At 34.7% G+C, this 11,926-nt stretch carries 14 protein-coding genes and 1 pseudogene; 12 read left to right on the top strand and 3 right to left on the bottom strand.

All coding sequences use genetic code 11. From position 1 onward, the window contains the following. Together ACEWK1_RS25645 and ACEWK1_RS25640 are read right to left on the bottom strand one after the other, a co-directional pair. Positions 1-232: pseudogene (locus ACEWK1_RS25645) on the bottom strand (hypothetical protein); the annotation flags it as partial. A gap of 6 nt (positions 233-238) precedes the next feature. Further along, positions 239-2,152, bottom strand: a complete 1,914-nt coding sequence (locus tag ACEWK1_RS25640; protein WP_251395848.1) for a DUF294 nucleotidyltransferase-like domain-containing protein — start codon at positions 2,150-2,152, stop codon at positions 239-241. Between the two features lie 110 nt (positions 2,153-2,262). On the opposite strand from ACEWK1_RS25640, the gene ACEWK1_RS25635 reads away from it, so the two are divergent. The 9 genes from ACEWK1_RS25635 (at position 2,263) to ACEWK1_RS25595 (ending at position 8,430) form a co-directional block, all read left to right on the top strand. Continuing rightward, entirely contained in the window at positions 2,263-2,904 is a 642-nt protein-coding gene (locus ACEWK1_RS25635) for a peptidylprolyl isomerase (protein ID WP_212134112.1), read from the top strand. A gap of 234 nt (positions 2,905-3,138) precedes the next feature. Beyond that, positions 3,139-4,035, top strand: a complete 897-nt coding sequence (locus ACEWK1_RS25630) for an HD domain-containing phosphohydrolase (RefSeq protein ID WP_232273345.1) — start codon at positions 3,139-3,141, stop codon at positions 4,033-4,035. Between the two features lie 15 nt (positions 4,036-4,050). Next, entirely contained in the window at positions 4,051-4,371 is a 321-nt protein-coding gene (locus ACEWK1_RS25625; RefSeq protein WP_121662383.1) for an 8-amino-7-oxononanoate synthase, read from the top strand. 164 nt (positions 4,372-4,535) lie between these two features. Continuing rightward, positions 4,536-5,159 carry a YitT family protein gene (locus ACEWK1_RS25620; RefSeq protein WP_121662382.1) on the top strand — a complete coding sequence of 208 codons (624 nt, stop codon included), beginning with the start codon at positions 4,536-4,538 and terminating at the stop codon, positions 5,157-5,159. Between the two features lie 88 nt (positions 5,160-5,247). Beyond that, positions 5,248-5,532 (top strand): hypothetical protein, encoded by a 285-nt coding sequence (locus ACEWK1_RS25615; protein WP_212134110.1) that lies wholly within the window; start codon positions 5,248-5,250, stop codon positions 5,530-5,532. Positions 5,533-5,662: 130 nt separating this feature from the next. After that, the gene (locus ACEWK1_RS25610) at positions 5,663-6,253 is read left to right on the top strand and encodes a spore coat protein (protein ID WP_212134108.1); all 591 of its coding nucleotides are present in this window, start codon (positions 5,663-5,665) and stop codon (positions 6,251-6,253) included. Positions 6,254-6,271: 18 nt separating this feature from the next. Then, the gene (locus tag ACEWK1_RS25605) at positions 6,272-6,688 is read left to right on the top strand and encodes a hypothetical protein (RefSeq protein ID WP_121662380.1); all 417 of its coding nucleotides are present in this window, start codon (positions 6,272-6,274) and stop codon (positions 6,686-6,688) included. 131 nt (positions 6,689-6,819) lie between these two features. Then, on the top strand, positions 6,820-7,800 hold the full coding sequence (locus tag ACEWK1_RS25600; protein WP_121662379.1) for a ring-cleaving dioxygenase: 981 nt from the start codon (positions 6,820-6,822) through the stop codon (positions 7,798-7,800). Positions 7,801-7,812: 12 nt separating this feature from the next. Then, complete coding sequence (locus ACEWK1_RS25595; protein ID WP_121662378.1) at positions 7,813-8,430, top strand: alpha/beta hydrolase; 618 nt, start codon at positions 7,813-7,815, stop codon at positions 8,428-8,430. Positions 8,431-8,469: 39 nt separating this feature from the next. On the opposite strand, the gene ACEWK1_RS25590 is transcribed toward ACEWK1_RS25595, so the two are convergent. Beyond that, positions 8,470-9,138: an SOS response-associated peptidase gene (locus tag ACEWK1_RS25590; protein WP_121662377.1), complete on the bottom strand. Its 669-nt coding sequence runs from the start codon at positions 9,136-9,138 to the stop codon at positions 8,470-8,472. Between the two features lie 161 nt (positions 9,139-9,299). Here ACEWK1_RS25590 and ACEWK1_RS25585 point away from each other — a divergent pair, with 161 nt between their 5' ends. From ACEWK1_RS25585 to dacB, 3 genes are all read left to right on the top strand, one after another. Further along, positions 9,300-9,407, top strand: coding sequence for a YjcZ family sporulation protein (locus ACEWK1_RS25585; protein ID WP_098794764.1), 108 nt, complete (start codon positions 9,300-9,302; stop codon positions 9,405-9,407). 246 nt (positions 9,408-9,653) lie between these two features. Next, positions 9,654-10,490 carry an aldo/keto reductase gene (locus ACEWK1_RS25580; protein WP_269671075.1) on the top strand — a complete coding sequence of 279 codons (837 nt, stop codon included), beginning with the start codon at positions 9,654-9,656 and terminating at the stop codon, positions 10,488-10,490. 108 nt (positions 10,491-10,598) lie between these two features. After that, positions 10,599-11,926 (top strand): D-alanyl-D-alanine carboxypeptidase/D-alanyl-D-alanine-endopeptidase (gene dacB, locus ACEWK1_RS25575; RefSeq protein ID WP_416636781.1); only part of this gene is annotated, 1,328 nt, incomplete at its 3' end.

Raw genomic sequence — 11,926 nt, 5'->3', positions numbered from 1 at the left:
AAATAATTTCATCCCCCATGTTTGGAAAAAATCCAGTTGTTTCAAGATCAAAAATTGTAAACGTACAGGAGCTTAAATCTTTATTCATTAATCCTTTCTGACTTTCTAAAAATTGTTCAGTTGAAGTAAGGGCATGATCATATTCTGGAAGCTGAACCATTTTGTTCATACGGTGTTTAAAGAATAATTGATCCCAAAATAAATATTTTAATATCTTTATATCATCTGGCAAACTGTTCTACACCACCCGATTTCGATTAAAGCTAATCTTGGTTACTTGCTGCATACGATGAGCAACCTGCAGTGCTTCCTTTAGCTTTATTCGATCCTCTTTTGAAAGCTCATACACATTAATTTCATTTGAAACATCTTGATTGTTTTCAAGCTGATTAAGGTTTTGCTGCAATCGAAAATAATGTAAATAGTGAAGTGCTGTTTTAGCATTTTCAACATCACGTGGATGCATGGCTTGAACTTTTCTTAATTCATTAAGACGTTTCACCGTGCTTACCTCATTGACTCCATATTTAATGGCATTAATTCTTGTTGAGTAAATAATTTGTGTTAATCCTGTCTTTTTAACATTAATTTTTTTGTTTTTTTGCTTTAAATTTATAATACCTAGAGGATGTGCAGGAATCTTAAATCGAAGAGCATCCTTCATTAATAATTGTTGTAAGGTTTTTGACTTTTTAGCTTTGTTTGTAAGAAAGTCTCTTATTTCTTCAGCAAGGGAAAAATCACCAAAAATTGGTCTAAAATCATAAAACATCGTGAAATTTTGAATTTCTTGAGCATCAAGTTCATCTTTCCATGTTTGAATTTCTCTTTTCCATTCTGATAAAGACTTTCTCCATTTAGACTCTTTCGCCATAATTCCACCTGTACATTCAGGGAAACCAGCTAAACTTAAATAATGATTAATTTTTTGAGTGAATTTTTTAAAATACTCATCAATGTTAGAACGATTAGGTAGGTGATCATAATTTGTTAAAATAACACCATTATCTTGGTCTGTGTGAAATCCTTGTTCGTGTCGTGCTTGACTTCCCATTATGATAAAACAGTAGTTAATTGGCGGAGTTCCATAGCCCTCTGCTTTCATCTCATTTTCTGCTAGTTTAATAATTTGTCTATGAATATTATCATTATGATTTGTGATTACTTCAGATACTTCATAAGCGTAACTTTCCTTTTCAACAAGCTCTTGAACAAACGATTGTAACGTAGTATTCACTAAAGAACTTTGCTGTAAGAGAGTATTAATTGATCTTGAATTTTTTACATTATAGGTTAAATCTAAGTAGCTGGAGTTTTCAAGATTAAGGAATGAACGACTGGTTAATACTCCGATTGCACTCCCATTATGAATAACAGGAATAAACTCATTTGCTTTATTTTTAATATAAGAAAGAGCTTCAAATGCAAACGCATCAGCCTCAACATAATATGGCTGCTTGTTCATCCAGTCTGAAACTAAATTAGAGGAAGATGGCTGGGATGCATATTTTAATATTTCCTTATTGGTGATAATTCCTTTCATTTTTAATTGTTCATCATTCACAATTAATCCTGAAACATTCTTCTCATCTAAAAGCTGTGCTGCTTTATCCATTGTAAGGTGAGGTTGAATAAGAATAGGTTGATTCATTAGTGTTTTCACACGTGTTTTTAATAAGTGTACATTTTCCTCGTCATCATGAGTTGCTTTGTTTTTCATCTCATCATATAAGGACTTTGTTCTTTCTCCAATACTTTCCCAAATGACCTTTGAAAAATCGTTGTTTCGGGTCATAATTTCAAAAAAATGACGCTTGTTCAGCTTGAAAACCGTACAATCTTCTAATGCTTGAACAGAAAACTCTAACTCACCACTTGTGAACATAACCATTAATCCAATAATGTCTCCAGGATAATAGTAACGTAGTGATAACTGCTTTCCATTTGATTGATGTAAAATATTTTTCGCTAGCCCAGATACTAAAAAATAGATATCAATATGATCAGCATCTTCATCTTCGTGAAAAATAAATTCATTTTGAGCAAAGGTCGCTTGTGTAGCTTTATCGGTCATTTCTTGTAACTGAAAATCTGTTAACAATGTAAATGGGTAGTAATCTTTCAAAAGATGCTTTAATTCTGTATATACCAAGTTAGACACCACCTGTTCCTTTACTGTATACTTTTACCGTAACATAGATGAAGTCTATATATAAAGTGATGTGGGTTAGAAAAGTACATATATGTTGAAAGGAGCAGGTCATGAAAATTAAAAGTGTATTAAGTATTATCTTTTTAGTCATGCTCATTGTTGGTGGCTGTGGTACAAATGAACAAAGTCAACCTGATAAGGATGATGAAAAACAACCAGCACAAGAAATTGAAGACAATCCAATTGCTACTATTACAATGGAGAATAATGATACGATTAAGGTGGAGTTATATCCAAATATTGCTCCAAATACGGTAAATAATTTTATTTCCCTAGCTGAATCAGGCTTTTATGATGGACTTATCTTTCATCGGGTGATACCAGGTTTTATGATTCAAGGAGGAGACCCTGAAGGTCGAGGTACTGGTGGACCTGGTTATGCAATTAAAGGTGAGTTTGAATCTAATGGAGTTGACAATGAGTTAAACCATGAAAGAGGTGTTCTTTCAATGGCGAGATCTCAAGACCCCGATTCAGCAGGTTCTCAATTCTTTATTATGGTTGCTGAAGCTACACATTTGGATGGTGAGTATGCTGCATTCGGTAAAGTAACAGAAGGAATGGACGCAGTCGATAAGATCGTAAATGTGGAAAAGGATAATCAGGACAAGCCTCTTGAAGATCAAAAAATTAAGCAAATTACAGTTGAAACATTTGGGGTTGAATTTCCAGAACCGGAAAAAATAGAGTAGCCAGAAGAAGCAGGGGACATATAGAGTTCCCTGCTTCATTTGCGTTTATTGAACCTTTGTCGATTTTAGTCGTAGAACAAGTATGAACGTTGAAAATTTTCGTTCATGAATTAAACTATTGTTAGGAGATAATCCCTAAATTGGTACTATCTTCATCTTAGGAAAACTATCTATTTTATTTGAAAGATATTCATTATAATAGGTTAGTTAAATTAATTCTAAGGTGAGGTTTCTATGACTGAATTCGCAAATAAAAATGACTTCATCGAGTCGGTTCAGATGAAGGGCTTAACCATTTCACTGCTTGCATCAGGAGATCAAACGGAAATTATTCACCATCAGCTAGAACCTAATACAAGATGGGCGCTTGAACCTGAAGCTGGCTGGCATGCACTCGAGTATTTGTTTGTAATTGTAGGTCAATTAAGGCTACAAATGGATGATGGTAGCTTTAAAACCTATAAAGCCGGTGATTCTTTTTACCGTTCGCCAATTACTAAGCATTATGTATTCCAATCTATTGGTCCTACTGAATTTATCTATGTTACGTCGCAGCCTATTTTTCATCGCTATAGTCAGGTATCAAGACAATTGGCTAATCTTGCCGTTTCTATAGAGGAAAAAGATGGATATACAGGGGATCATTGTGCAAGAATTGCAAACCTGGCTATGAAGGTTGGAGAAAAAATAGGTTTAAATTCAAACGACTTATTACAACTGAACATGGCTTCTTTTTTTCATGATGTTGGAAAAGTAAGAATACCACTGAACATTCTTCAAAAACCAGGGAAACTAACTGCCGATGAGTGGGAAATTATGATGAAGCACACAATTTATGGAAGAATGATATTGGAAGAAACAAAATTGCCGATATTAGTAAATGCCGGTAAAATTGTTGAGCAGCATCATGAGCGTTTCGATGGAAAAGGGTATCCATATGGATTATCTAAGGAAGAGATTGATATTAAAGCTTCAATTATATCAGTGGTTGATGCATATGATGCCATTACTAGTGATCGATCATATCAAAAAGCTCGTTCAAAGGAAGAAGCAGTTCGTGAAATAAAGAAAAACAAAGGTACTCTTTATCATCCTGAAATTGTAGATGTGTTTGCTCATTTACAGCTATAAAAGGAGGTGATAAAGATGAAATATGTGTTAACTTTATTTACAGCAATCTCTCTAGCCATCATTTTTACCTTTTCTCCTGTTCAAGCTGCATACTTATCAGAATATGATCAGTATGTTGAAGTTTCATATGAGGATGCCAGATATATAGCTGATCTATTTGGTATGAAAAATATACCTTTAGGTGATAAAACAGCTTCGATAAGCTTTCAAGTACAAGAAGATATCATTCAAAAAATAGAAAATCGCTTAGATATGGAAATTGATCATTATTATATTTGGCTAACAATAAATGGACAACCTGTTCTAGCAATAGACCCTCCTGTCCCAATGTTTTAATCATTTAATAGATCTTTTTTCTTGGGAGGTGCATTTTTATACCCGAGAAAAAAGATCTTTTTTTGTTCGGAAAAAACGTAAGATTCGGAATACTTTTCAAGCCATTGACCTTGTCAATCCTTTGCGATAAGTTATTATTGGATAACAATGATCGGGGGATATTTATGAATATAACGAAAAAGCTGATTCTTGTTTTAGTTGGTCTAGTTTTAACCTCGTTAGGAATTAAATTATTATCAGATAATAATTTAACCTTTGGCGGAACTGCCGGAATTGCAACTATTTTATCATATCTTACAACCTTCTCTTGGGGTTCACTGTTTTTTATTGTGAATCTGCCCTTCTTCATCATCTCTATTCAAGAACTTGGTAAGTGGTTTACCATTTCAAGCTTATTATCAATTACTGGGATTTCTCTAATTCGCGAATGGTTTGACATCATTATTCCTGTCTTTGAGATAAATACGATTATTGCTGCTATTATTGCTGGTCTTTTAATTGGCATTGGTGTGACATTTGTATTGAATAACGGATCTTCACTAGGTGGAATTCATATACTTGGCTTATATATTGATAAAAAATTCGGGTTAAATAGAGGTTTAGTTCTTTTTGTATGTGACTCTGTTATTATCTTATTTGCACTAGCTTTAGTTGGTTGGGAAAGAGCTATTCTCTCAATCTTTTGTATTTTTATCGCGAGTACGATAATCGGACGTTATAAAAAATCACCTATTAAGGAAATGGATCGTGACCAAGAAGAATCTATTGAAAATAGTCATGTTTCTTAATGAATTAAATAAAACAATGGAAACATTTTAGCATAGTTTTTTCTCTCTTATTCATCTAATCTTGTAGATAGAGAGTGAGGGGAATATAGTGCAGTATAGAACAGTAAACGAAATTATTAATTCACAGCAATCAGCTGAAGCGATAAATTATTTAAAAGAGTTATGGTATGCAGTCGTTGAAGGTCAATTTTCTTTTTCGTTTAAATATGATATCTACAAAATGCAATTAATGCATTTGCGTGCAAGTGCTCCTAAAGGTTGGTCTTTAGAGTGGAACGGGCTGTACTTTTATTTAACGAGCAGAATTGAAAACCAAGGTAAAATAATCATTCAACTAAAACCGAACGGACATTTTATATACAAGTTTTCTTGAAAATCCAGATGAAAATCTGGATTTTTTTATGTTCAAACTATTATTCCTTTACTAATTAGTTGAATAATTTACGCTCAATAGTGGTAGTTTAAATTTGGCTTCAAAAAATGTATTTAAGGAGGATTACACCTTGCAAAGCCAAATGAATTCAGTAAATATTGGTGCTCATGAGTTAATGGAATGTCATGAAGTATTAAGCTGTATGGTTAATGGAATTAATCAATTTCAGCTTTTACAACCACATTGTCAAGATCAAAACTTACAGAACATTTTACAAAATCAGCTTTCTTTCATGACGAATGAATACAATGCTGTTGTAAATGCGCTTCAACAAAAAGCAAATGTTGGATCACTTCCGACTGTAAAATCAAACATTAGTGCAACTCCAACTTACGGTATGAACAGAAATAGTGTACCTGAATCACCTAACGCATCGATCAATCAATTAAACGATAAAGATATATCGTCTGCTATGCTTGGAACTCACAAAGCTTCTGCAGTAACGAAAATGCATGCTGCATTAGAATTTACAGATTCTCAACTAAGAGAATTGATGATTCAAGGGTCAAAAAATTGTGCAGATCAAGCATATGAAACATGGAATTACATGAACCAAAGAGGTTATTACCAAGTACCAACATTTGACCAAACAACAACAAAAACAATGATTAACAGCTATCAACCAAATGCACTATATAGTAATCAACAACAAACATATTAAAAAATGGAGGGATTATTTATGCATACACAACAACATGCAATGCAACAAATCAATGAATGTCGTCAAGTAGTTCAACAATTAATTCAACAAACACAACAAGGTAGCCAACAATATAAGCAAATGCTTCAACAAGAACAACAAAATGTACAAATGTTGCAACAGTTATTACAAAGAGAACAACAAGCAACTCAAATGATTCAACAAAGCTTACAAGGACATAACCAAGCATTACAACAATGTCAACAAATTTTAAATGTTTGCAACCAAATGCAACAAGAACTATCAAGTGGTGTTGGTTATAACCAAACAACTTCTTATCAACAAAGTCCAAATCAAACGATTCATTCTTACAATCAATCAGAACAGCGTCATATTCCTAGTTACAGAAGTTATCAGCAGCAACAACAACAAAATAGACAATACATCCAGCAATAAGAAACAAGAGGTTAGCGTTTGTTCGTTAACCTCTTTTACATATATCTTGATTATTTGACGTTCTTAGTTATTTTTATTATAATTATCTTGAATTCGAGATATTATGTTAGACTTAGAAAGGAAGTACTACCATGACGATTAAACCTTTAAAAGGAATTCATCATGTTTCTGCTATTACAGCTAATGCATTGGACAATTATACTTTTTATACAAAAGTATTAGGATTAAGACTGGTTAAAAAAACAGTTAACCAAGATGATACCTCTGTATACCATTTATTTTACGCAGATGAACGAGGAAATCCAGGGACAGATTTGACCTTTTTTGAAATTCCGCGTGCTGGTCGAACTTATCCTGGTACAAATAGTATCACTGCCACTTCCTTACGAGTGAGTGACGATCATGCACTTCAATACTGGAAGGACCGTTTTGAGCATTTACATGTAGATCATGATGATATTCAAGTTGTTAATGGCCGCTCCAGTCTTTCATTTAGAGATAAGGAAGGTCAACGTTTAGTCCTAGTTTCGGATGAAAACAATAGTGGTGTCTCTGGAGGGAAGCCTTGGGAAAAGAGCCCGGTTCCTGTAGAAAATGGAATTATTGGTCTTGGACCAGTAGAGCTTACTGTTTCACGTCCAGAACGAACAGCTAATATCTTAACAGATTTAATGGGCTTTCGAGAATTAGCAGGATACGTTAGACAAACTGATCAGAAAAAGGTTCGTGTATTTGAAACGGGTGAAGGCGGTACTGGTGCGGAAATTCATCTTATTGAGGACAACGAGAGCAGTCGTGAAAGACCTGGGCGAGGAAGCGTCCACCATGTTGCCTTCCGAGTTGAAGATGAAGAAGAGCTAAACAAGTGGGTACAATTGTTGAAGGAAAGTCATTTACCAAATTCTGGTTTCGTAGAACGATATTATTTCCGTTCTTTATACTTTAGAGAACCAAATGGGATATTGTTTGAGCTTGCAACCGACGGACCAGGCTTTGAAGGTGATGAGGACTTTGAACATCTTGGAGAAAACCTTGCACTACCACCGTATTTTGAGCCACAAAGAAATGAAATAGAAGCAAAATTAAAACCATTAATTACAAACGAATCTTAAAGGGTTTAGGAGATGGATAAATTGCAACATATATTTATAGAAGGAAAAGATCAAAACGAGCCAACTTTACTACTACTCCATGGCACTGGAGGCAATGAACGTGATTTACTTCCGATTGCCGAAATGATCGCTCCTACTGCTTCCATACTTGGTGTAAGAGGAAATGTTTTGGAAAATGGAATGCCTCGCTTTTTCCGTCGTATATCAGAGGGTGTCTTTGATGAGGAGGACTTGGTTTTCCGCACAGAGGAACTGAATCAATTTATTGAAGATGCGGCTGATAAATACAAATTTGACCGCAATCGTGTTTTAGCGATAGGCTACTCAAATGGAGCGAATATCGCAGCCAGCTTAATGTATCATTATAAACATGCATTAAATGGTGCTGTTTTACTTCATGCTATGGTACCGAGAAGAGGGGTAGAAGTACCTGATTTAACTAATACACCTGTTTTCATAGGTGCAGGAGTTAATGATCCATTAATTCCTCAAGCAGAAACAAAAGAACTTGCGGAAGTATTAAGAAACGCTAACGCACATGTAACAGAACACTGGGGACAAGCAGGACACCAGCTAACAAGAGAAGAGATAATGGAAGCTAAAACGTGGTATGAACAAAATTATAAGTAAAAATAAAAGATCAAACCTTTTGAAGAAGGTTTGATCTTTTTATTGACTATTAAGGGGCTCTAAACATTCTTTTTGATCATTTTTAGGAGAATTTACAAGAGTTGAAACTGGGTATAAATCCATAAGTTGAGCATCGTAGGGTACTAACAATGATTTTAAGTGTTCAATGTTATCTTCTTTCCGGTCTAACCATGTATCATATGTATGTGGTGGTAAAATTACAGGCATTCGGTCGTGAACATCTTTTGTTACCTCATTTGCCGAAGTTGTTAAGATTGTACAGGTAAACAATGGTTCGGTGCCTTTATCCCAACATTCCCATAAACCTGCAAAAGCAAAAGGGCGTCTATCCTTCATCACAAATCGATAGGGTTGTTTACCACTCTCTGTTTTTTTCCATTCATAAAAACCATCACTTACAATTAAGCATCTTTTCTGTCTGAACGGGTATTTAAAGCTAACTTTTTGTTCAATTGATTCAGAACGTGCATTGATCATTTTATGTCCGATTTTTACATCTTTTGACCAAGGTGGAATTAATCCCCATCGCATGCTAGTAGCTACACGATCATGACCATTTGATCCTATAACAAAAACGTCCTGAGATGGGGCAATGTTATATCTGTATGTAAGTTCTTCATTAATAATTAGTTGAAACTGATCTTCGATTGCAGTTTGATCTGTTGCAAGTGAAAACCGTCCACACATCAAAATCACCTCAAACTATTACTTTCTACTATCGTAACAATTTTTCATTTATAATCCTAATACATTGTGACAAAAAATAGATTTTTAGAACTGGTCTTTTACCTATAACGAAGTTAGTGTCCTTTACATATAGTAAAACAAATGGATTTGGAGGTGACATCATGGGCGCTACAGGTGGATACGGTTATGGAGCTGGCTTTGCTCTAATCGTTGTATTGTTTATTCTTTTAATTATCATTGGAGCTTCTTACGTAGGTTACGGATACTAATTAATTAAGAAAAAGAGCCCATTTATCTTACAAAAAAGATAATGGGCTTTTTTATCCGATCAGAAAGTATAAGTTTTTGTAGATGATAGTATAAGGAGAACTAAGGCTTTCGGCAATAGGACTTGGCGATAAGCCAAGTTTTTCTAATACCTCCTTATGCTAAAGTTTTGTAAACGCAAGCAAATTTCTTTTCATTTTTAAGATGCTATAGGAAAATAATAAGGTGAAATGGAAGGAGCTGAAATAATGGAAAGTCTACAAAGTACTACAACATTACATAATGGTGTTAAAATGCCTTGGTTTGGCTTAGGCGTCTTTAAGGTAGAAGAAGGATCAGAGGTAGTGAATTCTGTTTTAGCGGCAATTAAAGCCGGTTATAGAAGTATTGATACAGCTGCTGTTTATGGGAATGAAGAAGGTGTTGGTAAGGCAATTGCAGAATGTGGCGTGTCACGTGAAGAATTGTTCATCACTTCAAAGGTGTGGAATGCAGATCAAGGATATGATGAAACGATCTCTGCATTTGAAGAAAGCTTAAGAAAGTTACAGCTAGACTACCTAGATTTATATCTTATTCATTGGCCTGTACCTGCACAAGGGAAATACATTGATACTTGGAAAGCATTAGAAGAGCTATATAAAGACGGAAAAATCCGTGCAATTGGCGTAAGTAACTTTAAGGAACATCACTTACAAGATCTTATCGATCAAGCTGAAGTTAAACCAATGGTCAATCAGGTTGAATATCATCCACGGTTAACACAAGAGAGTCTACACAAATTTTGTAAAGAGCATCAAATTCAGCTAGAAGCATGGTCACCATTAATGCAAGGTCAGTTACTAGATGAGCCAATGCTAGTAGAAATTGCTCAAAAATATAATAAGTCTACAGCACAAATTATCTTACGATGGGATTTGCAAAATGAGGTTGTTACAATCCCTAAATCAATTAAGCCTCATCGTATCGAAGAAAATGCAAATATTTTTGATTTCACATTAAGTGAAGATGATATGAAAAAAATTAGTTCATTGAACCAAGACAAACGTGTTGGTCCTGATCCTGATGAATTTAATTTAGTGTAAGAAATACTAAACAAAAACAGCTGGTCAGTATTGATCAGCTGTTTTTATATGGATAAATAGAAGATACTTGAAGACCTTAAAGATAGAAGGTTGAAAGGAGTATCTTTTATGGCAAAATTAACTCTCTGTATGATGATCTTGTCCTTTACAATGATAAGCACTTTTCAAGCCCCATCGCTTACACAAGCAAAACAAGTGGATGTATTTTCTTCCTTACATACCTTAATAACTAAAGATCCTATCTTAGAAGGTGCTATTGCAGGTGTTAGTATTCGTTCAGCCTCTAATGGTCAGGTATTGTATTCGTATAATGGCGATGTATCGTTAACTCCAGCGTCCAATTTAAAATTATTCACTGCAGCAGCAGCCTTAGCTTCCTTAGGGCCGGATTATTCTTATCAAACGGGGTTATTTACAGATGGAAAGGTTAGACGTAATGAAATAAAGGGAAATGTTTATTTTGTTGGACATGGTGATCCCACACTCCGTGTAAAAGATATTGAAAGCATGGCTAAGACTCTTAAAAAGCAGGGAATACAATCTATTACAGGAGATATAATTGCTGATGATAGTTGGTATGATGATGTGCGGTATTCAGTGGATCTTCCTTGGAGTGATGAAACAGCTTATTATGGTGCGCAAATTTCAGCGTTAACGGTTTCTCCTGATCATGATTTTGATGCCGGAACAGTTATCATTGAGGTATCTCCAGGTCAAAAAAATCAAAAGGCAGAGATTTCAGTTTTTCCTAGCACTGATTTTGTTACGCTTATAAACAAAACCAAAACGGTTTCCACAGATGAAGAAAGTGAACTGTCAATCTCTCGTACTCATGGTAAAAATGAGGTCATTATTAAAGGAACCATTTCACTTAAAGCATCCCCAGTAAAAGAGTGGGTGGCAATATGGGATCCAACAAGCTATTCACTTTCAGTCCTAAAAAAAACATTAAAACAACACGGAATTAAGGTGAAAGGTAAGGAACGTAAAGGGGTAAAACCAGAACATTCGAAAATGCTTCTTTCACATCAATCAATTCCTTTAAAAGAAATACTTGTTCCTTTTATGAAAAATAGTAACAATACACATGCGGAAATGCTTGTCAAAGAAATGGGGAAGGTGTATAAGCAAGATGGAAGCTGGGAAGCAGGTTTAGAAGTTGTAGAACAAACATTAACATCACTAGGTATAGATGGTGAAAAAATGATTTTAAGAGACGGTTCGGGTATTTCTCATGTTAACGCTATTCAGGCAAACTCAGTTACAGATCTTTTATATAAATCTCAATCACAGGAATGGTTTCCTTTTTTCTATCACTCTTTACCAGTTGCAGGAATAAAAGAAAAGAATATAGGTGGTACACTGCGTAATCGAATGACCGAAAAGCCTCTCAAAGAAAATGTCATTGCGAAAACCGGTACCCTTACTAATGTAAG

It is taken from the genome of Metabacillus sp. YM-086 (assembly GCF_048059995.1).
Classification (GTDB): domain Bacteria; phylum Bacillota; class Bacilli; order Bacillales; family Bacillaceae; genus Metabacillus; species Metabacillus litoralis_B.
This window is presented reverse-complemented; position numbering and strand designations above follow the sequence as displayed.